This window comes from Corynebacterium sp. KPL2850, assembly GCF_040225855.1.
Taxonomy (GTDB): domain Bacteria; phylum Actinomycetota; class Actinomycetes; order Mycobacteriales; family Mycobacteriaceae; genus Corynebacterium.
Map to the genome: position 1 here is coordinate 1 of NZ_JBEHFV010000005.1, position 24,186 is coordinate 24,186.

Below are 24,186 nucleotides of genomic sequence, written 5' to 3' on the forward strand. Positions count from 1 at the left end.
GTCGTCAGCGTCAGCGTCGTCGTCTTCGGTAAAGGTGTCGAAGAACTCAAGGTCCTCGTCCTCGTCATCATCGGCATCTTCGCAGAAAATGTCGTAGACGTCTGGTTCCTCGAAGTCATCCTCATCGAAGTTGACGAGCTGGGCCTCCCAATCAAGGGCTTGTTCCGAGACCAAGCCGAGCACGTCAAAGAGGCGGTCGAAATCGGTGTAGGTACCAAGTTCTAGGGCCTCAGCGGGGACTTCTACGATGGGAATGTCATCAGAATCGGTGTTGTCAAAGAGGGCAAGGCGCTCGTTTTCATCGAGGTCTTCGCCTTCCTCATCCACCTGCCATAGCTCCGTGACGGCCTCATCTTCGAGCTCTTCCATGTCTTCTTCATCGAAGTCGAAGGCCAGGAAGCGCACGATGGCAGAGGGCACGCCGTCGATGGTTTCTACTAATACGCGCAGCTCTGAATCGTTGCCTACTTCCGCAACCACCAGGTGCGGGTTGAGTTCATCCTGGTCAAACTCCAATTCCGCGATGCGCTCATCGGTGCCTTCCAAGAGGTCTCGCAAGACAGTGACAACTTGGTCGGTGGCGATGTGGCGGGAAACGGCCTCTACGGCGTCGTCGACGGAAAAGGCGACGGAGACCAGGACGGCCTCGAATTCTTCATCGTCTTCATCCACATCCGCGGCAGCGATGTACACGTTGGCCGCCGGCAAGAGAGGATCGATTTCAACAAACTGGATTTCCAAATCAGAGGTGATTGGAACGAACATGACGTCTTCGTTGACGCGGGACTCGATGCCCTCGGCGTCCAATGCGGAAGCGATATCTTCGAAAAAGCTCATGGTGGTTTAAAAATCCATCCTTCGGAAGCAGAGGTCCCCGCGGTGGGCAAGACGCCGCCCGCGGTCACTGTGGAGTCTACCGCTAATCCCGCCGGTGTGGTTGAAAACCAAGGGAGCGCACCAGCTCTGGGCGCCCACTTCCCCACTCCGCCATGTGGTAATCCTCCCACGCCTGGCGGCGTCCATCATTAGGGGCGTGCACGATATAGGCCTGTTCATCAAAGATCATGGTCGCCCGCTCCCCGCCGTCATAGCGCGGCCACTGCTCCTTGGGGCTGCCGCCGTGAATGAACGCGGCCCAGTGATCTTGCATGGTGGAGGTCAATTCCTCCATCTCAGCGCGCGAGCCCCAGCCGGTTAGCAGGGAGGCACGCGAGGATTGGGGGTCGCCAAAGACATTGCCCAATTCCATCGAGTGCATGGCACCTAGCCCGAGCCACTTCAAGACGGCGGAGGCGAAGTCAAAGCGGTACATCCACGTATCGGCCACTTCAGAGTGGGCGCTGGCGATGCGGGTGGAGGGTGCCCAGAAGAGGGCATCGGCAAGCAAGTGCGCAAAATCCTCCCTTCGGACCGCGCCGCGATAGGCGGCAACGACCTCAGGGGCGTGATGGGGATCGTAGGAGGCCAAGAGCCGCAACGCAGCGCGCTCCCGGGCGCTAGGGCGCTGAAAGAGGAACTTGCCAAAGCTGGCTTCATCCGAATTCGTACCAATCAGCAGCGGGATTTTGTGCTGATGGCCCTGCTCGAAGGCGGTGATGGGGTGCTCGGGTAGAAGCTCGCCGTCCACCGTGGGCGCGTAGCAGGAGTTTAAGTGCAGTAGCTCGCCGGCGCGCCACATCATGGATTGGCCAGAGCGCACCACATCGGCACAGTCTTCCTGGCGCAGATCGTCCACGCTCACCCGACGCGGCAGGCCCACTCGGCGCGCGAGTTCGCGGGCCCACAAAGTGGATTGGGCGCGGGAATGCACCAGCGCGATGGGTGGGGATTGGGCGATGGCGCGGTGGAAGAGCCCCTCGGCCGGCGGGCTGGTCATGAGCGCCAGCACCGCGGCACCACCCGCGGATTCGCCCATGAGGGTGACGGAGTCTGGGTCGCCGCCAAAGGCAGCGATGTTGTCCCGCACCCAGTTAAGGGCCAGAATCTGATCCGCCACGGCGGGGTTGGCGCTGCACTCACCGCCTAGGCTGCGCAGGTCCAGATACCCCAGGGCGTTGAGGCGGAAGTTGATGGAAACATAGACCACGTTCATGCGGGTGGCGAGCTCAAACCCGCGCAGCATAAGCATGTGGGATGAGCCCATGATGAAGCTGCCGCCGTGCAGGTACACCACGACGGGCAGCTTTTCCTCCGTGCGCGGGCGCACGATGTCTAGGTACAGGCAGTCCTCGGAGCCGACGATGCGGTCGGTCCAGGAGTACGTCGGTTGTGGGGCGATTGGCCCGAATTGGCTGCAGTCGCGCACCCCGTCCCAGCGCGGTGCCGGGCGTGGTGCACGGAAGCGATTGTCGCCGGCCGTGGAGGCACCGAAGGGAATGCCGCGCCACGTGCGCACCGGCCCGGCGCTAATGGGGCGGTCAACGCGCAGGTCTTCTTCGATGACCCCACGCACCCAGCCGGAAGTCGTGCGTACGGTGAGCTCATCCGCGTAGGCATTCTGTGCCCGCTCGTGGGCCTGACGGGCGCGCTCGTGTGCGCGCATGGCCCGCAGGCGCGCGGCGGCGGTGGACTCTTCGGAATAAGAGTCCCCACTGTCGCGTTGACCATCCTGCGGGTAAGGCATACTCCCTACCTTAGGTAGATTGCACGCCGGCCGCGATCCGAATCGCACATGGCCGCCCCCTCCTTTCAAGGTCAGGGCTATGCTGGGTAAAAATCAATTAATACTACTGCCCCAACAAATTAAGGATTGGTGTGGGAGAAGGCATGTCCATATTTAAAAAGTCCGCCCCAGATGACGCAGCTACTGACACATATGACATCGATCCGGAACACAGCAGCCGCTTTACCAAGGCGCTGCTGAACTCCCTGGACCGCGCCGTATCCGTGCAATCTGGTGTTATTTCCAAGTACGTCAAGAACCTAAAGAAGCACCACCCAAAAGCCACTGACCAAGAGTTGCAGGGCTTTATTAACAAGCACTTCATCAATATCACTACCGGCACGGGCGCGGCCGCTGGTGCCTCCGCATCCGTCCCCGGCATCGGGCTATTTACGGGCGCGGCCACCATCGGTGCGGAATCCGTAGTTTTTCTTGAGGCCGCCGCGTGGTACATCCTGGCGTCCGCGTACCTGCGCGGCGAAGATGTTTCCTCTCCCGAGCGCCGCCGTGCCCTAGTACTGGTGGTGTTAACGGGCTCGAAGGGCTCGGCAGTTGTCGATACCTTCGTTGGCGACCTCGGCACGGTCACGGGGGCGCGTTCCGTAGCCTCCCTCTCCCGGTTTTCTGGACCCACACTGTCTGGCATCAATGGCCGCCTGACCAAGGTATTTACCAAGCAGATCACCAAGCGCATGAAGTGGGCTTGGGTGGGCAAGCTCATGCCTATGGGCATCGGCGCGGTCATTGGCACGAAGGCCAATCGCAAACTGGCCAATCAGGTCATCGAACACGCCCGCCAGCAGCTCTCCCCTCTTTCCCACACTGAGCCGGGGACCCAATGATCGTTTAGAGCGAATTCGCTACCCCTGACATAGTGAAGGTGAGGGATTGGCCCGTATCATATAGGCAGACACTTTGGCGGGTGAGAAATGCGCTCGTACAAAGTCCGGACTAAAGTCGAATAAACGACCATTTTAAAGCAGAGAAATGAGGCGAAAACCTGCCGTGAGCACATCGAGCATCTTCGGCCCGAATGCGTGGCTGATAGACGAGCAGTTCCAGCAGTACTCCAAGGATCCTAGCTCCGTAGACAAGGAGTGGCGCGACTATTTCGAAGCAAACGGCGCGCCCAAGGCGCAGCCAGAAGCTGAGGCTCCTTCTCAAGCATCTAAGCCACAGCCACAGAAGGCACAGGCAGAGTCTAAGTCCTCGGCCAAGAAGACCGAAGGCACTACCACCGCCCGCAAGCAAGAGGCCCGCGATACCAACGTGAAAGAGTCTGTATCTAAGGCCAAGGAAAAGTCCGCGAAGGCAAAGCATTCTGCGGGCAAGAGTGCGCAGTCTCCGCTGGATAACCTAGAAGATTACAAGGGCGGCGACGAGCGCCAGCTCAAGGGCATGTTCAAGGCTATTGCTAAGAACATGGAAGAATCCCTCGAGATTCCTACCGCTACCACCGTGCGCGATATGCCGGTCAAGCTCATGTGGGAAAACCGCTCCATGATCAATGACCACCTGAAGCGCACCCGCGGTGGCAAGATCTCCTTTACCCACATCATTGGCTACGCCATGGTCAAGGCCGTGCAGCTGCACCCTGGCATGAACGTACGCTACGAGGAAAAGGACGGCAAGCCCTTCGTCGTCCAGCCTGAGCACATCAACCTGGGCCTGGCCATTGACCTCCCGCAGAAGGACGGCTCCCGCGCCCTCGTGGTCGCCGCCATCAAGGAGTGCGAGACCAAGTCCTTCGCCGAGTTCATTGAGGCTTACGAGGACATCGTTACCCGTTCCCGTAAGAACAAGCTCACCATGGATGACTTCTCTGGGGTCACCATTAACCTGACCAACCCGGGCGGCATCGGCACCCGCCACTCCATTGCCCGCCTGACCAAGGGCGCAGGCTCCATTATCGGCGTTGGTTCCATGGATTACCCGGCAGAATTCGCTGGCGCCTCCGCTGACCGCCTGGCTGACCTCGGCGTCGGCCGCTTGGTCACGCTGACCTCCACCTATGACCACCGCGTCATCCAGGGTGCAGAGTCTGGCGAGTTCCTGCGCACCATCGGCCAGCTCATTGTTGATGATGCCTTCTGGGACGAGCTCTTCGAGTCCATGGGCGTTCCTTATGAGCCCTTCCGTTGGGCACAGGACATCCCCAACTCCGGCGTGGACAAGAACACCCGCGTCATGCAGCTCATCGAGTCCTACCGCTCCCGCGGGCACTTGCTTGCCGATGTCAACCCGCTCGGCTGGTCCCAGCCCGGCCTGCCTAGCCCGGATCACCGCGACCTCGACATCGCTACGCACGGCCTGACCATCTGGGATCTGGACCGCGTCTTCAACGTCGGTGGCTTTGGCGGCAAGGAACAGATGACCTTGCGTGAGGTGCTCTCCCGCCTGCGCGCTGCTTATACCCTGAAGGTCGGCTCCGAATACACCCACATCCTCGACCGCGACGAGCGCAGCTGGATGCAGGACCGCCTCGAGGCCGGCATGCCAAAGCCGACCAATGCCGAGCAGAAGTACATTCTGCAGAAGGTCAACGCCGCCGAGGCATTCGAGAACTTCCTGCAAACCAAGTACGTGGGGCAAAAGCGCTTCTCCCTCGAGGGTGCCGAGACTCTCATCCCGCTGCTGGATTCCATCATCGACACCGCTGCGGGCCAGGGCCTCGACGAAGTCGTCATGGGCATGCCGCACCGCGGCCGCTTGAACGTGCTGTTTAATATCGTCGGCAAGCCGCTGGCAGATATCTTCGGCGAGTTCGACGGCAACTACAAGGGCGGCCAGCTCGGCGGCTCTGGTGACGTGAAGTACCACTTGGGCTCCGAGGGCGAGCACCTGCAGATGTTCGGCGATGGTGAAATCAAGGTCACCCTTGCCGCCAACCCGTCGCACCTCGAGGCCGTCGACCCAGTCATGGAGGGCATCGCCCGCGCCAAGCAAGACATCTTGGACAAGGGCAAGGACGGCTACTCCGTCGTTCCCGTCATGCTCCACGGCGATGCATCCTTCACCGGCCTCGGCGTCGTACAGGAGACCATCAACCTGTCCCAGCTGCGCGGCTTTACCAACGGCGGCACCGTCCACATCGTGGTCAACAACCAGGTAGGCTTTACCACCACCCCGGATTCCGGCCGCTCCACCCACTACGTCACCGACCTGGCCAAGGGCTTTGACTGCCCAGTCTTCCACGTCAATGGTGATGACCCAGAGGCCGTTGTCTGGGTAGGCCAGATGGCCGCCGAATACCGCCGCCAGTTTGGCAAGGACGTCTTCATTGACCTCGTGGTCTACCGCCTGCGCGGCCACAACGAGGCCGATGACCCATCCATGACCCAGCCGCAGCTGTACTCGGTCATCGAGAACCACGAGCCGGTGCGCGAGCACTACACCAACGAGCTCATCGGCCGCGGCGATCTTTCCGCTGAGGACGCCGAGGCAGCGGCGCGCGACTTCCACGACCAGATGGAGTCCGTGTTCACCGAACACAAGGAAGCCGAGAAGGCCGGCCCGAAGGAACAGACCGGTATTACCTCCTCGCAGGAGCTCACCCGCGGCCTGGATACCTCCATCACCGCAGAAGAGATGGCCGAGCTTGGCGATGCCTACGGCAACCCACCCGAGGACTTCGAGTACCACAAGCGCGTGGCTAAGGTGGCCAAGGACCGTGCGAAGTCTGTCCGCGAAGGCGGCATCGATTGGGGCTGGGGCGAGCTGCTCGCCTTCGGTTCCCTGGCTAACCAGGGCAAGGTCGTGCGCCTGGCCGGTGAGGATTCCCGCCGCGGTACCTTCACCCAGCGCCACGCCGTGACCTTCGACCCCCGCAATAGCAACGAATACAACCCGCTCAACTCCCTGGCAGTGTCCAAGGACAATGGCGGCAAGTTCATGGTCTACAACTCCGCGCTGACCGAGTTCGCCGGCATGGGCTTTGAATACGGCTACACCGTGGGCAACCCCGATGCCCTCGTGGCATGGGAGGCTCAGTTCGGTGACTTCGCCAACGGTGCCCAGACCATCATCGACGAGTACCTGTCTTCCGGTGAGGCCAAGTGGGGCCAGCTGTCCAGCCTGGTTCTCCTCCTGCCGCACGGCTACGAGGGTCAGGGCCCGGACCACTCCTCCGCCCGCATCGAGCGCTACCTGCAGCTGTGCGCGGAAGGTTCTATGACCGTGGCCCAGCCGTCCACCCCGGCTAACCACTTCCACTTGCTGCGCCGCCAGGCTTTGGGCGAGATGAAGCGCCCGTTGGTCGTCTTCACCCCGAAGTCCATGCTGCGCAACAAGGCCGCCACCTCCTCCGTTGAGGAGTTCACCGAGGTCAAGAAGTTCCGCTCCGTTATCAATGACCCCCACTTCGTGGACGTCAATAACAAGAAGGTCGGCGACACGGACAAGGTCAAGACCATCATGCTGGTCTCCGGCAAGCTCTACTGGGACTTGGAGAAGAAGCGCGAGGCCGACGGCCGCGATGACATCGCCATCGTCCGCGTGGAAATGCTCCACCCGATTCCGTTTAACCGCCTGAGCGAGGCATTCGAGATGTACCCGAACGCCACCCAGGTCCGGTTCGTACAGGACGAGCCCGCCAACCAAGGCCCATGGCCGTTCTACAACGAGCACCTGCGCGACCTCATTCCGGATATGCCGAAAATGGTCCGCGTCTCCCGCCGCGCCCAGTCCTCTACGGCTACGGGTAACGCCAAGGTGCACCAGATTGAGCAGAAGAACCTGCTTGAAGAGGCCTTCGACGTTTAACCGCCGAATCGGCACCTAGCGCACTGCAGCGCTGAATGCCCCAGTGAGGTTATTTCCTCACTGGGGCATTTTCATGGTTTCTGCTGCCTTCTCCCCGATCCTCCTACCTCGCCACCGTTCCTGCTCTCCCTACCTTCAGCTCTCCTCCTTCGTCTCACACCGGTCACCTACTCGTCCTTCGCGCTCACCGGCGAGGTGGTAGGGGCATCGACAAGCTGCGCCCGTGAGCGCGAAGGGCGGGGCGGTAGCTGATGGCGACGCCGGGCGCCCTTCGCGGTCACGGAGGGGGCGATCGCATGTTAAAGGGCGGCTGCCCGTGAGCGCGAAGGGCGGTAGGTGGGTAGCACGGACCGCACTGCTTACTTAAGAACTGCTCAGATCCGAGCCACCGGAGGAGCCGGAGTCGCTTTCTTCATTGACAATGTCCAGTCCGGAGGCTTCCATCCATTCGTGGACGACCTTCTTCAGCTCTTCGCCATCCTCTAGCGCCTCCACCATGTCAGAAATGTCTTTTTGCGTGATAAATTTGGTGATCGCGGCGACGGATTTTTCTTCTTCGCGGTCAAAGAGGCTGTCGCTATAGATGACCACGAAGTTTTCTGGCAGCTCTGGTTGTGCATCCTCACAACCGTGAGCACCGGATGGCTCGACGGTAGCAAGTTGGGTGGGCAAGGTAGACATGAGCGCGATATGGGTGCGGGCAAGAAAGTCTTCCCCGCCCGGCTCACTGTCTTCTTCTGCCTTTTTATATTCCGCCGAGATGTCGCGCGCCTCACTGGGATTAAAGTGGCTTAAAAAGCTGCCGGTGCAGCCGACGTAAAAGTTGCCTTCCGGGTTCAGGGAACTGCCCTTGCCACCATACGTTTTGAAGGTTTCTTCTTCCTTCAACTCGGCGGTGCGTCCTTCTTCTAAGAGCGACTGCCGGAATACCTCGCCCAAGATGAGCTGATCTGTTTCTGCAGGGTCAACGACGATCTGCACCCGTTCCGGTGCGGATTGTGCCGCAGCGGGGCTAGTATCGACCTTGTCTGAACACCCAGCAAGCAGCGCAGCGCCTACCACCGCGGCGACAGTAGCGCGGGCATATCGACGGGCGGGGCTGCGCTTCACTGAGTGTGCTCCTTCTGATTCTGCTAGGTCACCGATACAAACGGATGGATTTAAGTGTCCCACAGAGTCTACCGTGCAAGCGTGTTTACCTGAGGTAGCGCCGTGACTAAGATGGCAAGAGTTATGTCTAGCTCTATTACCGAATCAGTCGTACGCGAGGCTCTTTCCCACGTACAGGATCCAGAAATCGGCCGCCCCATCACCGAACTGAATATGGTGAAATCGGTCGATATCGAAGGAAACGACGTCACCGTTGGCGTTTATCTGACCATCGCGGGCTGCCCCATGAAGTCCACCATCGAGACCAATACCCGCGCCGCGGTCGAGGACATCGACGGCGTTGGCAAGGTTACCGTGACCATGGACGCGATGAGCGATGAGCAACGCCGCGAGCTGAAACAGAAGCTGCGCGGCGGCCAGGCCGAACCCGAGATTCCTTTTGCGAAGCCCGATTCGACGACCCGCGTCTTTGCGGTGGCGTCGGGTAAGGGTGGCGTCGGCAAGTCCTCGATGACCGTCAACCTAGCCGCCGCGCTGGCGGATAAGGGCCTGAAGGTGGGCATTGTCGATGCCGATATTTACGGCCACTCCGTGCCCAGCCTGCTCGGCTCAACCGACGGCCCCACCGTGCTTGATGATGAAATGCTGCTGCCTCCCATCTCCCACGGCATTAAGCACATCTCGATTGGGCAGTTCGTGGAGGGTAACGCGCCCGTCGTCTGGCGCGGACCTATGCTCCACCGCGCACTGCAGCAGTTCTTGGCGGACGTATTCTGGGGCGATCTCGATGTTCTCCTCCTCGACTTGCCTCCGGGTACCGGCGATGTCGCGCTGTCCGTTGCGCAGCTCATCCCGAATGCGGAGCTGCTCATCGTCACCACGCCGCAAGCAGCTGCGGCAGAAGTGGCCGAACGCGCCGGTTCCATCTCCCAGCAAACGCGCCAGCGGGTGGCCGGCGTGATTGAGAACATGAGCGCCATGGTCATGCCGGACGGCTCCACCATGGACGTCTTTGGTGAAGGCGGCGGCCAGATTGTTGCAGACCGCCTCGGCGTCATCCTGGGCCACGAGGTTCCGCTGTTGGCCTCCGTACCGCTGGATCCGGCCCTGCGCTCGAATAGCGATGCCGGCACGCCCATCGTGCTCGAGGCACCCGACTCCCCTGCCGCGAAGGAAATTAGGGCGGTGGCTGATAAGCTCGCCATTCGCTCCGATTCCCTCGTGGGCAAGAGCCTCAACTTGGGTGTGAACTAAGAGCGCGTTGTATTAGGTAACGTCGCTCCACTCAGAGCCGCCGCCCGTGGAATCTTCCCCACCGCGCTGCGGCTTTTGTTGTTGCTGGGGCGGCTGCTGCGCCGGCTGCTGGGTCGTTTCGGTGGTATCACCATATACCTCGGCATAGTTAAAGGTGGGCCGGGCAGCACCACTGTTGTCCTGCGCGCGCTGTTCGGGTTCTTTCGGAGCGGTGCCGGATTTGATGTCTTCGGCCATCTTCTTGGGGTTGAAGTCGTCCCAGACGGCATCATCGCCATCGAAAAGCGCCTTGGTAATAGCGCCTTTGGGGCCTAGCCGCGTCCACTGCGCCGCCTGGTTGAGCGGGCCGCGGATATCATCGAATTCCGCGGAGATCGACCCCATTTCGCCATTGAGCTCGGCCTTCGCGTTATTGATGGCCTTGCGGGCGGCATAGATGGCCGCGCGCACGTCCTTGATGACCTCCGGCATGCGCTCCGGGCCGATGATGACGATGCCAAGGAGGACAATGACAATAATCTCAGGCCAGCCAATGGAAGAAAACACGATTAAATCCTCGCCCTCCGTTTAGTTCTGCCCGCGCTGATTGTGTTTAATCGCGCGTACCACCGTCTCGACTTTATCCAGAAAATCCTGCTCCGGCCGGTGCGCCGGGGTCAACGCATCGGGCCCCGGCGCCACACCCTCCGTAGCCATTCCCGCCAGCTTGGCCAATAAGGACTGCGGGGCCTTCACCGCGGAATCATCGCTGCAGTGACGCACCCACTCGGAGGCGTGGCGCTGGTGGTGCACGTCGGCGCGACACTCCGCGCAGTGTACTAGATGGATGCGCACGCGGTGCATGGCTTTGGGTTCCATCTCCCCATCGACGAAGGCAACGACGGCCTCTGGGCCAAGGTGACCGATGGAATCGCTGCGCCGCGCCCGCGCCTTTGCCTTATCCCGGGCCTTCGCCTGCGCGGGGGTGAACTCGCCCCGTACGCTGAGCCTGGAGAGGGTGCGGCGTCCTCGCAGTGAGTCCATCGAACCCTCCTCATGTTCATGCCACAGCCGGATTACTCACACTTAAAGCCCCCTGCCACGCGGCAGGGGAGGTAACGATTCGATTCTAGCGCGTGCGCAGCAAGATGCGCGCTTCCGCATTGGTCTGTGCCTCTTTTTCCAGCGCCGCGCGCAGTTGGGAGCGGCCGCGGTGGATGCGCGATCGCACCGTGCCCATCTTTACGCCGAGGGTTTCGGCGATTTCGTCATAACTCATGCCTTCGATATCACACAGAACCACGGCAACGCGGAAATCCGGCGCCAAGCTATCCAGCGCGGACTGCAGCACGGGGTCCAGGTTGGCCACGGTATAGGCCTGCTCCGGGGTCATTTCCGTCCCCGGCACCCGCTCGTAATCCTCAGGCAGGGACTCCATGCGGATCTTGGAGCGGTGGCGCACCATATCCAAAAAGAGGTTCGTAGTGATGCGGTGCAGCCAGCCGCCGAAGGTACCCGGTTGGTACTTATCCAAGGAGCGGAAGACACGCATGAAGGTCTCTTGGGTGAGATCCTCGGCATCCTGCTGGTCACCGGATAAACGGTAGGCTAGGCGGTACACGCCATCGGCATGCTCTGCCACCAATTCGGCCCACGAAGGCATCGTGGCTTCCCCAGCATCGAACGCCGCGGTACCGGTCAACTCCACGTTCGCATCGGTGGAGGCAACGGACTCGGCATCGCGCTTCGTTTCTGTCATGGGTGCCATTTTTCTACACTCAGCGCGGAAACTCCAGCCACTGCGCTGATAATATCCTGTGAGTCCGTCACATACTTCCCACAGACCACAATTTCGCTGGCTAGGCGCGTTTTTGCCACCCTTTCACGCAACTTTACCTATTGTCTTAATCGTGACTACTACCGCATATGACGCACTGCGCTCCTATATCGATTCCACCAGTGAGCCTTCGGCGGCTCTCCGCGGCGCCCGCGACCACGCCGAGGAATACGGCCTGCCCGTCCCGGATGAATCCACCGGCCAGCTTCTCACCACGCTGACGGCAACGTCTTCCGGTGTGGTAGACCGCCCCCAGGCCGTGGCGATTACCCCCGCAGCCTCCGTCGTGGGCCTCTACCTGTTCGCCGGCATGCCGGATAACGGCATCCTCACGTGCATCGACCCTGAGGCCGAGCACCAGCGCAGCGCCAAGGCCGCCTTCCGCGAGGCCGGCTACGCCCCCACCCGCGGTCGCTTCCTCCCCTCGCGCCCCCTCGACGTGCTCGGGCGCCTGGCCACTGAGGCCTACCAGGTCATTTACGCGGACGTCGCCGCCCTCGACCTCCCCGCCCTCATCAAGGCGGCCTGGCCCCTGCTGCACCAACACGGCACGCTCGTGCTCGCTAATGCGCTTCTCGATGGCACCGTCGCCGACACCTCCCGCACCGACCGCGATACCGCCGCCGCGCGCGAAGCCGATGAATACCTCCGCGAGCTTGAAGGCGCCACCGTGACCCGGCTCCCACTGGGATCGGGGCTGACATTGGTGACGAAGCTTTAAAGGGGGGCATCGGCAAGCAAGGGCCCTGCACGCGCTAAAAGATATCCGTATTCTGGGTGTACATGACAGCCGGACACTGCCCCATAAAGTTCGCGAAACCACCGCGTGGCAGGTCAACGAGTTTCCTCCCCGGCGTGGCTGCCACCCCAACCCAAGCTTGTACCCCGCACCTGATTTAAGAGAGGAATGCCGTGACGACTCACCGCCCCGAACTCCACTTCATCCCCGATTCCGGCATCCTAGACGCACCCGCCGGCGTCCTTCGCGATGGCGATACGTGGCACATGTTCTACCAGTACCGCCCCACTCCCGATGCCCCGGCCCGCTGGGGACACACGTACTCGGAGGAAGCGCCGTTTAACTGGCTGGATTGCGATGACGTCCTCGCGCCCGTCGGCGGCGAGCTCGCCCTCCGCGCGGGTTCCGTGGCCCAAGGTGAGGACGCCATCAACCTCTATTTCACCTCCGTGACCGCGACCGGAACCTCCATTCGCCTCGCGCGCTATTCCGGCATCGACGATGTCTGCGAGGTCTCCGATGACTCCTCGGCCCTCGACCCCAACGTCGTGCGCTTTGGCGAGCTAGCCGGCAATACCACCGACCACACCCGTTTCCGCTCGCCTTCCGTCGTGCCCGATTGGGCCACCGATGACCGCGAAGACGGCCACAAGGGTTGGCTCATGCTGGCGCTATCCGGACGCACCGAAACCCCGCAGCCAGTCATTCTAGAAAGCCACGACGGCATCTCATGGTCCCTGCGCGGCAGCCTCACCCTCGAGGGTGACCCAGGCTTCCTCGACGGCGAGGTGCCCGCCGATTCCCCCATTCCCCCAGTAGTTTCCCCGCGCATCGTGCGCCTGCGCGATGAAGTCGACGAAGAAATCTACGACGTCCTCTTTGTCACCCTCGAGCGCGACGGCCGCGATGTCTCCGGCTACCTCGTGGGCCAGCTGGAAGACACCACCTTCACGGTGGTCTCCGGTTTCCGCCGCGTGGACTTCGGCCACGATTTCTCCCGCCCGCGCAATACCAACTCCACCGCAGGCACGATTCCTGAAGAAAGCCGCTACGAGCGCGCCGTCATCCTCGGCCTGCTCAACGGCAACGGCCGCGGCGACGACGCCACCCAGCACGCCTCCTGGGACGCCGAGGGCTGGTCGAATGCCCTCTCCCTGCCGCGCCAGGTCACGCTCGAGGGCGGCGTCTTGTACCAGGCACCGGCCACCGGCTTGCCCGAGGCGGTCAAGCTTTCGGATTACGCGCGCTCCTGGACCGGCGTCATGGAGGTTCCCACCGGCTCCAGCGTCACCATCACCCTTCGCGATGGCAACGGCGACCCCGCCGCCACCATCTGCCACTCCGGCGAGGAAATCAGCCTCGATCGTTCCATGAACAAGGCCTTCGATCGCTTCTTCGCCGATTCCGCTCCCGCCATCGCCACGCTTGCCGATGGCGACTCCGACACCCTCACCATCATCCAAGACGGTTCCACAGTGGAGGTCTTCGTCGACGGCGGCCTCATCGCCATGGCCTCCCGCGTCTATTTCGACGGCGGCTGCTCCGGCATGGATGTCGAAACCACCGGCGACGCAGTCATCGAACAAGACTGGCAGCGCTCCGGCTCCAAGCTCTAATACTGCTTCCCTCCTTCCCGGCTCCCTTTCCTGCGACCACCCACCTCTCGCCACCCACCTCTCGCCACCCACCTCTCGCCACCCGCCCTTCGCGCTCACCGGAAGCACAAATGAACCGCCCCGCGCGCTGCTGGTGAGCGCGAAGGGCGGTATGTATGCCGAAGGCGAGGTGCCTTGAGGCGAACCTGCGTTTATTAAACCGCGCGGAGGCGGTCCAGGCGGGCGCGGGCGGTGACCGTCAGCGTGGAAGGAAGGGCGGCCATTCGCTCGGCAAGCTCGTCGGCGCTGATGTGGCGGGCGGACGGGCTCATTCCTACCTGTGCGGCGATGGCCGCTTTATCCAGGTGAATGGGGAAGGAAATATCGACAGGGTCGGCCGCTTGCTCGAGGTGGCCTTCTGCCTGCTCATACATGCGCTCGACCTTGCCCTCTTCCACGCCGAGGATGCCGAGGGGTTCGCGCAGCTCATCGAGGTGCCCCGCGCCCGGGGTCAGGACGATGACTTGGCCGCCGGGAGCGAGGACGCGCTGGAATTCGGATGGGTTGCGCGGGGCGAAGACCACGGAAATCGCGTCGATGGATTCATCGCGGATGGGAAGCTGCTGCCAGACATCGGCAACCACGGCACCCACGCGTGGGTGGCACTTGGCCAAGTGCTTGGCCGCATGCGGGGAAATATCGAGGCCGACGCCGCGCGCGCCGTCGATGGAGTCAAGCGTGTGGGCCAGATAGTAGCCGGTTCCGGCGCCGACCTCGAGAAGCGAGGCGGGCGTAGAGGCAGACAGCGAGCTGGCATCGAGCGCGTCTTGTACCGCTCCGGTCACAGACTCGACGAAGGGCGCGAAATGGCCGGTGGCTAGGTACGCTTCGCGGGCGTTGACCATATCCATGTCATCGCCCTTGTGCTTGAGGCCGGCACCGGCCGCTAAGGTCACATACCCTTGCTTGGCCACATCAAAGGAATGGCCGGATTCCGAAACGAGGCGGGAAAAATCATCGGCGCCGGAAAGCGCCGTGCCGTCGGATGGATCGGCCAGAATGTCGACGATATGAGAAAGCATGTATCCAGACTAGCTAGAAACCTCGGTCAACAAAGAACCGAGCTCCGCGGCCTCTTCTTTGTTCAGCTCGATAACGATGCGCCCGCCGCCGTCAGATGGGATGCGCATAACGATCTTGCGGGATTCCACAACCGCTTCCATTTCGCCGCCAGTGGTACGTGGCTTCATTGCTGCCATAGTTGGACTCCTTAACTTTCTTCGTTTCTTTCCAGCTTAGTCCCTTTTTGCCCGCTTTTCCGCGCGGCCTCCAATTCCTGCTCCAGCTGGGCGAGGAGATCATCGACCTGATCCTGGCGGTATCCGCGCGGCACGACCTCGAATTTCACGTCATCAAAACGGCCCTGAGCTGCGGCGGCGCGGTTATTTTCCAGCACTTTCTGCGGCTCATCGGGCGGGTCCATCACGGTCCCGGGGCCAAAAATCGAACCCCACAGCCACGTTCCGATCACAATGAACGCAATGAGCACCACGATGAGCACAATCCAGGACAGCATGACTTAAATCCTACCTAGCAGCGGTGGGCGCTGAGCAATCGGCGCACTCACCCCGGCGCGCGAGAGCAGCGTGCGCGCCACGATATCCGCCATCGGCGCGAGCTCATCAAGCGGCCGGTTGCGGTGGACACGAGTGCCTAGGTCGACTTCTGTCAGCCCGCCGCGCTTGCCGATGTCCACCAGCAGCCCCGCTTCCACCCCATAGCCCTCCACGAAGGGCACCTCTAGCGCGGCAGAGCGGCGAAGAGCATACTCGCCGCCTAGGGGCTGATCGATGTGGGCTAGCTCTGGGAAGAATTGCCGGATGAGCGGCTTTGCGGTCAATTCGGTCACGCGCCCACCACCGGTGGGTTGGCCGTTGAGGCTGCGGCGATAGCGCGCCTTGACCATGTTCACGCCGGGATCCGCAAACGGAGCCGCGAGCGCTGTGACCATGCCGGGCGCGGCGGATTCTAGGTCGGCGTCGATAAAGACGACGATGTCCCCGCGCGCGGCGGCGACCCCGCGCCAAAGGGATTCGCCCTTGCCGGGGCGCGGCGGTTCGGGCAGGATATCGCGCCAATTGCGCACATCGGCACCGGCGGCGCGCGCGACGGCGGCGGTGTCATCGGTGGAGTCGGCGTCGATGACGAGCACTTCGAGGGGGTCATCGGCAAGGCAGGCGCGGATAACGCCGGCCACGGTGGATTCCTCATTGAGCGCCGGGATGATGACGGAAACGCTCATGCGAGCCCGCGCGTGGTATCAAGGGGCGCGGCCGTGCCCTGGATGGCGGCGGTCATGCGGATGACGTCGATGGTCTCAGCAACCTCGTGGACGCGGAAGGCGGCCACCCCGTTCGCTGTGGCCCAGGCTGTGGCGGCGAGCGTTCCGGCGACGCGGTCTCCTACCCCGCGCGCGAGGGTCTCACCCACGAAGTCCTTATTGGATAGCGCCATGAGCACGGGCCAGCCGGTGTCGACGATCTCGTCGATACGCCGCAGGAGTTCAAGTCCGTGATAGGTGTTTTTACCAAAGTCGTGCGTGGGATCGATGAAGGTGAGATCTTCAGGGCAGCCGAGCCCCGCGGCCTTTTCTGCCAGGGCGGTGGTTTCTGCAATGACATCGGCAACGACGTCATCAAAGTGCACGCGGTGCGGGCGGGTACGCGGGGTAATCCCGCCGGTATGCGAGCACACGTAGCCTACGCGGTGGTGGCCGGCGACCTCGATAAGCTCCGGATCCCAGCCGGCCCACGTGTCGTTGACCAGCCCTGCCCCGGCGGCGATGGCGGCCTCGGCCACCTCACCGCGCCAGGTATCTACGGAAATAAGTACCTCTGGGTGCCGCTCGTGCACGCGGGCGATGGTGGGCACGACGCGGTCGATTTCCTCCGCGCTATCCACCTCCTCGCCCGGTCCGGCCTTGACCCCGCCGATATCGATGATGGAGGCTCCCGCCGCAATGGCCTCATCGCAGCGCTTGAGGGCGGGGTCCATGTCAAAGGTGGCCCCCTTGTCATAAAAGGAATCCGGGGTGCGATTGACTATCGCCATCACGCGCGCGAGGCTCAACGCGGCTCCCTAATGCGCTTATCGCTCATTACCTTGTGGCGCTCGATGATGTGGGCGACGGCCTCATCGGGGTCATCGGTAAGCAGGAAAAGCTCTTGGTCATCTTCGTTGATGTACCCGCCGGCGGCGAGGGTATTTTTCATCCACTCCAGCAGGCCAGACCAATAATCGGTGCCCATGAGCACGATGGGATAGTTGGTGACCTTACCGGTCTGAACCATGCAGAGAACCTCGAAGAATTCATCCATGGTGCCCATGCCGCCGGGCAGGCAGACGAAGGCCTGGGAGTACTTCAAGAACATGGTCTTGCGGGCAAAGAAGTAGCGGAAGTTCAGGCCCAAGTCCACGTACTTATTGAGTCCCTGCTCGTGTGGCAATTCGATGCCGAGTCCCACCGAGAGGCCATCGCCTTCGTGCGCGCCCTTATTCGCAGCCTCCATGATGCCGGGGCCGCCGCCGGTGATGACGGCGTAGGCGCATTCGGCGAGCTTGCGGCCGAGTTCTTCGGCCATCTGATAGCTCGCATCCTCAGGCTTGGTGCGCGCGGAACCAAAGACCGTCACTGCCTTGGGCAACTTGGCAAGCGCATCGAAGCCAGCGACGAATTCGCCTTGGATGCGTAGCACGCGCCACGGATCGGCATGCTGCCACTCGTGGTCCGCGCCGGATTCCAGCAGGCGTTGGTCAAAGGTGGAGCCTTGTTCTCCCTCGCTGCGCAGCAAGAGCGGGCCGCGCAGGGTACGCATGTGGTCAGGGGTCATTTTTATCCCTTCAAGTAATTAAGCAGAGCGGTAGAAATTTCAGTGATTTGCGCCGTGGGCACCTGCTCGTCTTTCTTATGCGCAAAGCCCGGATCGCCGGCGCCAAAATTCACGGCGGGAATGCCCATCTCAGCAAAGCGCGAGACATCGGTCCAGCCGAACTTGGCGCGGACGTTGCCACCGACGGCATCGACAAGCGCGCGTGCCGCAGGCTGCCCCAGGCCTGGCAGGGCGGCACCAGCGATGTCATCGATCTCGATGGTGACGTCCTCATGCTTGCCGATGACCCCCTTCATGTACTCCAGCGCCTCCTCCGTGCTGCGGTCCGGGGCGAAGCGGAAGTTGACGAACATCCAAGCCTCGTCCGGCAAGGTATTGGTGGCCACGCCGGCCTCGAGGTGGACGATGTTCAGGCCCTCGCGGTAGGTACAGCCATCAATGGTGACCTCGCGCGGTTCGTAGTCTGCAATGCGCGTCATGACAGGGGCGAGCTTGTGCGCGGCATTGGAACCGAGCCACGCGCGGGCCGAGTGCGCGCGGGTACCATGTGCCGTCACGCGCAGACGAATCGTACCCTGGCAGCCGGCCTCGACCATGGCGCCGGAAGGCTCACCGAGGAGCGCGAAATCGCCCTGCAACCACTCGGGGTGGTCCTTTTGCAAGTGGCCCAGCCCATTAAATTCAGTGGATACCTCTTCGCCCTCATAGGCAATGACGGTCAGGTCGTGCTGGAGCTCTTCCGATTCATGCAGGTGAGCAAAGGCGTTGAGGTAGACCGCCATGCCGGATTTCATGTCCACGGTGCCGCAGCCGAACATGATCTCGGCGCCATCTTCGGCGGTGTCCATGCGATGCGGTACGTTATCTGCCAATGGAACGGTATCGATGTGGCCTGCAAGAACCACGCGGGAATCCATCCCGCGGTTCGTGCGCGCGCACACGGTATTGCCAAAGCGGGCGACCTCCACGTCTAGACTACGCAGGGCTTCTTCCACCGCATCCGCGATGGCCTCCTCGTGGTGAGAGGGGCTTGGGATATCGACGAGCGCCTTGGTCACTTCAATGGGGTCGGCATATAGATCTAAAGTCACAAGCCGCCATGGTAGCGCCCCACTGGGTCCGTTGCATTGTGTAATGTTCACTTCACTGCAAAAAATAACCTCTCACAAGGTGGTAATTATGGCCGAAGCCACGCAATTGAAATCGCGACACCTCACCATGATGGGCCTTGGCTCCGCGGTGGGTGCCGGTCTCTTCTTGGGCGTCGGATTGGGAATCCAAATCTCCGGCACCTCGGTGCTCATCTCTTATGCCGTCGCCGGCGTCCTCATCGCGCTCATCATGTGGATGCTCGGGGAAATCGCCGCGGCCCGCCCCTCCCTCGGTTCCTTTTCCACCTATGCCGGTCAAGCTTTCGGCCACTGGGCGCGCTTTACGATGGGCTGGATCTACTGGTTCATGCTCATCATGGTCATGGGCGCCGAAATCACCGGCGCCGCCGCGATCATCGGCAGTTGGTTCGATATCGCCCCGTGGATTCCCGCGCTCATCGCGGTGGCCTTCTTCGCCGTGGTGAATTTCGCCGCAGTGCGCGGTTTCGGTGAATTCGAGTTCTGGTTCGCCATCATCAAGGTCGCCGTCATCATCGCCTTCCTCGTCATCGGCATCCTCATGGCACTCGGCATCCTGCCCGGCATGGATCTCTCCCGGGCCGGGACCAACTTCACCGATAACTTCCTACCCAATGGCATGCCCGGCTTCGCAGCGGGCCTGCTGGCCGTGGCCTTCGCCTTCGGTGGAATCGAGCTGGTCACCATCGCCGCCGCCGAGTCCGAGGACCCCGCCCGCAACGTGGCTACCGCAGTGCGGGCCATCATCGTGCGCATCATGATCTTCTACATCGGCTCCATCGTGGTCATCACCATGGCCTTGCCGTTTAGCCAGATCCAAGACGCCGATGCCGCCGCCGATTCGCCGTTTACCCTGGTGCTCGAAGCCGCCAAGATTCCTTTCGCCGCCGGCTTCATGGAGGCCATCATCGCGCTGGCACTCTTGTCCGCCTTCAACGCGCAGATTTATGCCACCTCGCGCCTGGTCTTTGACATGGCCAAGGACCACTGCGCGCCCAAGTTCTTCCTCAAGACCAACCACTCCGGCTCCCCCATCAATGCCGTCATCTTGTCCATGATCTTCGCCTTCGCCTCGGTGGGCCTCCAGTTCTGGAACCCGCCGGGACTGCTGGCCTTCCTCTTCAACGCCGTCGGCGGCTGCCTCTTGGTGGTGTGGGCGTTTATCGTCGCCTCCTTCCTAAAGCTGCACCCGCAGTTGAAAGCGAACGGCGAGCTCACGGATATCCACGTGCCCGGCTACCCCTGGTTGCCGTGGGCGACCGCCGCCGCGCTCGCCGCGCTGACCATCTTCATGCTCTTTGATCCCTCCGCCCGCAACCAAGTCATTGCCGTCATCATCCTCTTTGCCGCGCTCGTTGCCTTGTCCTTCATGGTTCCCGCGGGCAAGCGCGAACAAGTACGGCAGTAATTGCTAAGCTAGCCACCATGACTTCTGCATCCGCACGTGGCCTGGCAACCATTACCCACGACGGCACCGTCTTGGACGTTTGGTTCCCAGCAGTTCATACCGATAAGCAAGTAGAGACCACCGGCACGACGCGTTTGGAGGAGACTCCGCAGCAGTTCTCCGCCCTCGTCGGCCCCGATGAAGAGCGCGGCGTGGCCCGCGTGGCGGTGGAAACCTCCATCGCTGACCTCGATGAGGCCCCCGCCGATACCTACGACGCCTACCTGCGCCTCCACCTGCTCTCCCACCGCGAGGTAAAGCCGCACGGCCTCAACATGGACGGCATCTTCCGCCACCTCAATAACGTGGTCTGGACCAACTACGGCCCCTGCGCCGTCTCCGATTTCCAGATGGTGCGCGGCCGCCTCGCCTCCCGCGGCCCCGTCGTGGTCTACTCCGTGGACAAGTTCCCCCGCATGGTGGACTACGTTGTCCCCTCCGGCGTGCGCATCGGTGACGCCGATCGCGTTCGCTTGGGCGCCCACCTGGCAGAGGGCACCACGGTCATGCACGAGGGCTTCGTCAACTTCAACGCCGGTACCCTGGGCGCTTCCATGGTGGAAGGCCGCATTTCCGCGGGCGTCGTCGTGGGCGATGGCTCCGATATTGGCGGCGGCGCCTCCATCATGGGCACCCTGTCCGGCGGCGGCAAGGAAGTTATTTCCATCGGCGAGCGCTGCCTGCTCGGCGCTAACTCGGGTATTGGCATTTCGCTTGGCGATGACGCCGTTGTCGAAGCCGGCCTCTACGTCACCGCCGGCACCAAGGTCGCCGTCTTTGGCAAGGTAGCCGAGGCACTGGGCGTCGGCAATGGCGAGGCCGTCAAGGGCTCCCAGCTCTCCGGCGCCTCCGGCCTGCTGCTGCGCCGCAATTCCGTCTCCGGTGCCGTCGAGGCCGTGGAGTGGAATGCTGAGGCCGTCGCGCTGAACGAGGACCTTCACAAGAATTAACGCCACCCCAATTCCGGTGCCCTGCGGCCGAGAAATACCATGGAGAAGTGTCTGATAACTCTTCTACCCTTGGTTCTGGCCTGAAGGTCCGCCACCTGACCATGATGGGGCTCGGTTCCACCATTGGCGCCGGTCTCTTCCTTGGCACGGGCGTCGGCATTTCCGCCGCCGGCCCAGCGGTGATCATCGCCTACGCGATTGCCGGCTTCCTCGCCATCCTCGTGATGCAAATGCTCGGGGAAATGGGAACCGTCATCCCCGCCTCCGGCTCCTTTTCCGAATACGCCGAACACGGCATCGGCCGCTGGGCAGGCTTTACCCAAGGGTGGATTTACTGGTGCGCCACCGTCGCCGTCCTCGGCGCCGAAATCACCGGCGCCGCAGGTTTCATCGGCTCGTGGTTCGACGTCCCGCCCTGGATCCCCGCCGCCATCTGCGTCGCCGTCTTCGGCCTCGTCAACCTGCTGCGCGTGCGCACCTTCGGCGAATTCGAGTACTGGTTCGCGCTCATCAAGGTCGTCGTCATCATCGCCTTCCTCATCATCGGCGTCCTCCTCATCTTCGGCCTCCTGCCCGGCCACACCTTCGTGGGCACATCCGTCTTCCTTGCCGATGGCTTCATGCCCAACGGCCTCGGCGGCGTCGCCGCCGGCCTGCTCGCCGTCGCCTTCGCCTTCGGCGGCATCGAGGTCGTCGCCATCGCCTCCGCCGAATCCGAGGACCCCGAAAAGTCCCTGGTCAACGCCGTACGTTCCACCATCCTGCGCATCTCCGTGTTCTACCTGGGCTCCGTCCTCGTCATCACGTTCCTGCTTCCCTATTCCAGCCTGGACGCCGCCTCCACCGCCGCCGAATCGCCCTTTACCATGGTCCTCGACCGCGCCGGTATCCCCGGTGCCGCCGGCATCATGGAGGTCATCATCGTCCTCGCGCTGCTATCCGCCTTCAACGCGCAAATCTTCGCTTCCTCCCGCATGATGCACTCGCTCGCCTCCCGCGGCGAGGCCCCGCGCATCTTCGCCGCCACCAATACCGAGGGCGTTCCCACCACCGCCATCGCCCTATCCGTCGCGCTTTCCGCGCTCATGGTTGTCCTCAACTACGCCGATACCGGCTGGTTGCTCACCTTCATGCTCAACGCCGCCGGCGCTTCCCTGCTCATCGTGTGGGTCTTCATCGCCGTCAGCCAGCTGCGCCTGCGTCGCCAACTCGAGGCCCTGCACCCCCTCCCCATCCGCATGTGGGCATTTCCCTACCTCACCTGGTTCGCCCTCGCCCTCTTCGCGGCCATCGCGGTGCTCATGCTTACCGATGCCACCGCCCGCACCCAACTCCTCTCCGCCGCCGCCATGTTCGCGGTGCTCGCCATCGCGGGTGTGCTCAATTCCAAGGCCCGCGGCATCAACCCGACCTCCACGCTTCCTCTGACCTAGCGGCCGCTCCCTGCCTCCGGCCCTCACGCCCTACACCGCCTCACATCCAGCTCACCGAGCCTGCCGCTCAACCCTCAGCACCTGACGCCCCGCCCTCACTGCCCACCTCGCCCTCGCGCCATATCTGTGACACCCGCCCCGCCCTTCGCGCTCACCCGCACTGGGCGGGGTGCTGCGTTTTCACCTCCCGGTGAGCGCGACGGGTGTGGGGCCGCCCCTCGCGGTCACGGGGAGGAGCAAATGGGTATCGGAAAGCGTGGGCGTGAGCGCAAAGGGTGGGCTGGGACCACACTCGCCTTTCGCGCTCACCAGGGGACGCTCCAGCGCACCCAAGTGGCCGCCGGTGAGCGCGAAGGGTGGCATGGCGGGAGGCATGGAGGGGTGGAGGGAGTTATCCACAGGGCAGCGACGAGAATGGCGCGTGGGACCGCGAAATGGGCCGGTTATCCACAGGCTGGCGAAAGCCGCCTGGACGGGAAGGCGGCCGCTTCTTTAGGTTGAAGCCATGGGGGCATGGACGACCGCGCAGTTGCGCGAGCAGGGGCTGGGCAAGGACGCGATTCGGCGGCGGGTGCGCGCGGGCAATCTGTACCGCGTCCACCGGGGAATTTATACCGACGAGTGGTCGCCGCTGGCGGTGGCAAAGGCGCTGGTGCATGGGCTGAGCCGTATCCATTTTACGGGGAAGACCGCGCAGGAGATTCACCTTGACCGGCCGCTGACCTTTCCGCTGGAAGCGGAGGGGCCGCGCACGCTGCGCGGCAAGAATTTCCGCGTCTCGCATTCCCGGCTCAAGGCAACGAGCCTGGTCAAGGGGCTTCCGGTAGTGCAGGTTCTGTGGGCCGCGCGGAAGATTGCCAGGGCATGCGGCCCGCTGCTGGAGGAGTTTTATCGCGGCGAGAAGGGGCCCGGCCGGCTGGAGCGGGACCGCAAGCGAATGGGCCGGACACCGCGGGCGCTGAAGGAGACGATTCGACTCTCCGCCATCGGCGCGGATAGCCCGCCGGAGCGAAAGGTCAGCCGCGCGCTGCGCGCAGAAGGCATTTTCCCTGTTCACAACGCCCTGGTGTGTGGGTACCGGTTCGACCTATTGATGGGCAAGCTCATCGTGGAAATCGACGGCTGGACCTACCACAGCCACAGCCTCGCGTTCCAGGCCGACCGCTCCAAACAGAACGCCGCGACCGCACACGGGTACACGGTTTTGCGCTTTACTGCCGATGACGTCACGCACCACCTTGACCAAGTCATTCTCCTTATCAAAGCCACCCGTGACCTGCTCAAAGGCCGCAAGCCACAGCTGCCTATATCCGCCACCCAGCCGTATTGGCGCTGGCATTTATGCGTCTAACCCTTGCCATAATGTCAAGTTTGCTTTACATTCGGTCATGTAAACACG

At 62.5% G+C, this 24,186-nt stretch carries 22 protein-coding genes; 9 read left to right on the plus strand and 13 right to left on the minus strand.

Annotated elements, in window-relative coordinates:
- Together ABRP93_RS02655 and ABRP93_RS02660 are read right to left on the minus strand one after the other, a co-directional pair.
- Nucleotides 1-837 (minus strand): DNA primase (locus ABRP93_RS02655; RefSeq protein ID WP_349886793.1); only part of this gene is annotated, 837 nt, incomplete at its 3' end.
- Nucleotides 838-919: 82 nt separating this feature from the next.
- A complete protein-coding gene (locus ABRP93_RS02660) occupies nucleotides 920-2,623 on the minus strand; it encodes a carboxylesterase/lipase family protein (protein ID WP_349886795.1) in 1,704 nt (567 codons plus the stop codon).
- A gap of 143 nt (nucleotides 2,624-2,766) precedes the next feature.
- Here ABRP93_RS02660 and ABRP93_RS02665 point away from each other — a divergent pair, with 143 nt between their 5' ends.
- Together ABRP93_RS02665 and ABRP93_RS02670 are read left to right on the plus strand one after the other, a co-directional pair.
- The gene (locus ABRP93_RS02665; protein WP_349886796.1) at nucleotides 2,767-3,504 is read left to right on the plus strand and encodes a hypothetical protein; all 738 of its coding nucleotides are present in this window, start codon (nucleotides 2,767-2,769) and stop codon (nucleotides 3,502-3,504) included.
- A 163-nt stretch (nucleotides 3,505-3,667) separates the two neighbouring features.
- Nucleotides 3,668-7,423, plus strand: coding sequence for a multifunctional oxoglutarate decarboxylase/oxoglutarate dehydrogenase thiamine pyrophosphate-binding subunit/dihydrolipoyllysine-residue succinyltransferase subunit (locus tag ABRP93_RS02670; RefSeq protein WP_502879645.1), 3,756 nt, complete (start codon nucleotides 3,668-3,670; stop codon nucleotides 7,421-7,423).
- A 363-nt stretch (nucleotides 7,424-7,786) separates the two neighbouring features.
- Here ABRP93_RS02670 and ABRP93_RS02675 read toward each other — a convergent pair whose 3' ends face one another.
- Nucleotides 7,787-8,533: a hypothetical protein gene (locus ABRP93_RS02675; protein ID WP_349886799.1), complete on the minus strand. Its 747-nt coding sequence runs from the start codon at nucleotides 8,531-8,533 to the stop codon at nucleotides 7,787-7,789.
- 123 nt (nucleotides 8,534-8,656) lie between these two features.
- Here ABRP93_RS02675 and ABRP93_RS02680 point away from each other — a divergent pair, with 123 nt between their 5' ends.
- A complete protein-coding gene (locus tag ABRP93_RS02680; RefSeq protein WP_349886800.1) occupies nucleotides 8,657-9,787 on the plus strand; it encodes an Mrp/NBP35 family ATP-binding protein in 1,131 nt (376 codons plus the stop codon).
- A gap of 12 nt (nucleotides 9,788-9,799) precedes the next feature.
- Here the strand turns inward: ABRP93_RS02680 and ABRP93_RS02685 are convergent, their stop codons facing one another.
- From ABRP93_RS02685 to sigE, 3 genes are all read right to left on the minus strand, one after another.
- On the minus strand, nucleotides 9,800-10,333 hold the full coding sequence (locus ABRP93_RS02685; protein ID WP_349886802.1) for a twin-arginine translocase TatA/TatE family subunit: 534 nt from the start codon (nucleotides 10,331-10,333) through the stop codon (nucleotides 9,800-9,802).
- 21 nt (nucleotides 10,334-10,354) lie between these two features.
- Nucleotides 10,355-10,810, minus strand: coding sequence for an anti-sigma factor family protein (locus ABRP93_RS02690; protein ID WP_349852597.1), 456 nt, complete (start codon nucleotides 10,808-10,810; stop codon nucleotides 10,355-10,357).
- Between the two features lie 85 nt (nucleotides 10,811-10,895).
- Complete coding sequence (gene sigE / locus ABRP93_RS02695; protein ID WP_349852596.1) at nucleotides 10,896-11,525, minus strand: RNA polymerase sigma factor SigE; 630 nt, start codon at nucleotides 11,523-11,525, stop codon at nucleotides 10,896-10,898.
- Nucleotides 11,526-11,676: 151 nt separating this feature from the next.
- On the opposite strand from sigE, the gene ABRP93_RS02700 reads away from it, so the two are divergent.
- The gene (locus tag ABRP93_RS02700) at nucleotides 11,677-12,324 is read left to right on the plus strand and encodes an O-methyltransferase (RefSeq protein ID WP_023028631.1); all 648 of its coding nucleotides are present in this window, start codon (nucleotides 11,677-11,679) and stop codon (nucleotides 12,322-12,324) included.
- A 191-nt stretch (nucleotides 12,325-12,515) separates the two neighbouring features.
- The gene (locus ABRP93_RS02705; RefSeq protein WP_349886803.1) at nucleotides 12,516-13,958 is read left to right on the plus strand and encodes a GH32 C-terminal domain-containing protein; all 1,443 of its coding nucleotides are present in this window, start codon (nucleotides 12,516-12,518) and stop codon (nucleotides 13,956-13,958) included.
- A gap of 194 nt (nucleotides 13,959-14,152) precedes the next feature.
- Here ABRP93_RS02705 and ABRP93_RS02710 read toward each other — a convergent pair whose 3' ends face one another.
- The 7 genes from ABRP93_RS02710 to dapE are packed head-to-tail and all read right to left on the minus strand — an operon-like array spanning nucleotide 14,153 to nucleotide 18,918.
- Entirely contained in the window at nucleotides 14,153-15,019 is an 867-nt protein-coding gene (locus ABRP93_RS02710) for a methyltransferase domain-containing protein (protein WP_349837808.1), read from the minus strand.
- A 9-nt stretch (nucleotides 15,020-15,028) separates the two neighbouring features.
- Nucleotides 15,029-15,196 (minus strand): DUF3117 domain-containing protein, encoded by a 168-nt coding sequence (locus tag ABRP93_RS02715; RefSeq protein ID WP_005280113.1) that lies wholly within the window; start codon nucleotides 15,194-15,196, stop codon nucleotides 15,029-15,031.
- 11 nt (nucleotides 15,197-15,207) lie between these two features.
- The gene (locus ABRP93_RS02720; protein ID WP_349886804.1) at nucleotides 15,208-15,513 is read right to left on the minus strand and encodes a DivIVA domain-containing protein; all 306 of its coding nucleotides are present in this window, start codon (nucleotides 15,511-15,513) and stop codon (nucleotides 15,208-15,210) included.
- 3 nt (nucleotides 15,514-15,516) lie between these two features.
- Nucleotides 15,517-16,239, minus strand: a complete 723-nt coding sequence (locus ABRP93_RS02725) for a glucosyl-3-phosphoglycerate synthase (protein ID WP_298695402.1) — start codon at nucleotides 16,237-16,239, stop codon at nucleotides 15,517-15,519.
- Entirely contained in the window at nucleotides 16,236-17,048 is an 813-nt protein-coding gene (folP, locus tag ABRP93_RS02730) for a dihydropteroate synthase (RefSeq protein ID WP_349837812.1), read from the minus strand. The genes ABRP93_RS02725 and folP overlap by 4 nt, the downstream gene beginning before the upstream one ends.
- A gap of 14 nt (nucleotides 17,049-17,062) precedes the next feature.
- Nucleotides 17,063-17,827 (minus strand): LOG family protein, encoded by a 765-nt coding sequence (locus ABRP93_RS02735; RefSeq protein ID WP_349886805.1) that lies wholly within the window; start codon nucleotides 17,825-17,827, stop codon nucleotides 17,063-17,065.
- A gap of 2 nt (nucleotides 17,828-17,829) precedes the next feature.
- On the minus strand, nucleotides 17,830-18,918 hold the full coding sequence (gene dapE / locus ABRP93_RS02740) for a succinyl-diaminopimelate desuccinylase (RefSeq protein ID WP_349886807.1): 1,089 nt from the start codon (nucleotides 18,916-18,918) through the stop codon (nucleotides 17,830-17,832).
- An 88-nt stretch (nucleotides 18,919-19,006) separates the two neighbouring features.
- On the opposite strand from dapE, the gene ABRP93_RS02745 reads away from it, so the two are divergent.
- From ABRP93_RS02745 to ABRP93_RS02760, 4 genes are all read left to right on the plus strand, one after another.
- The gene (locus ABRP93_RS02745; protein ID WP_349886808.1) at nucleotides 19,007-20,365 is read left to right on the plus strand and encodes an amino acid permease; all 1,359 of its coding nucleotides are present in this window, start codon (nucleotides 19,007-19,009) and stop codon (nucleotides 20,363-20,365) included.
- Between the two features lie 17 nt (nucleotides 20,366-20,382).
- Entirely contained in the window at nucleotides 20,383-21,354 is a 972-nt protein-coding gene (gene dapD, locus ABRP93_RS02750) for a 2,3,4,5-tetrahydropyridine-2,6-dicarboxylate N-succinyltransferase (RefSeq protein WP_349886809.1), read from the plus strand.
- Between the two features lie 101 nt (nucleotides 21,355-21,455).
- Entirely contained in the window at nucleotides 21,456-22,787 is a 1,332-nt protein-coding gene (locus tag ABRP93_RS02755) for an amino acid permease (protein WP_349886860.1), read from the plus strand.
- A 505-nt stretch (nucleotides 22,788-23,292) separates the two neighbouring features.
- Nucleotides 23,293-24,138, plus strand: coding sequence for a DUF559 domain-containing protein (locus ABRP93_RS02760; RefSeq protein ID WP_349886811.1), 846 nt, complete (start codon nucleotides 23,293-23,295; stop codon nucleotides 24,136-24,138).
- Nucleotides 24,139-24,186: the final 48 nt, after the last annotated feature.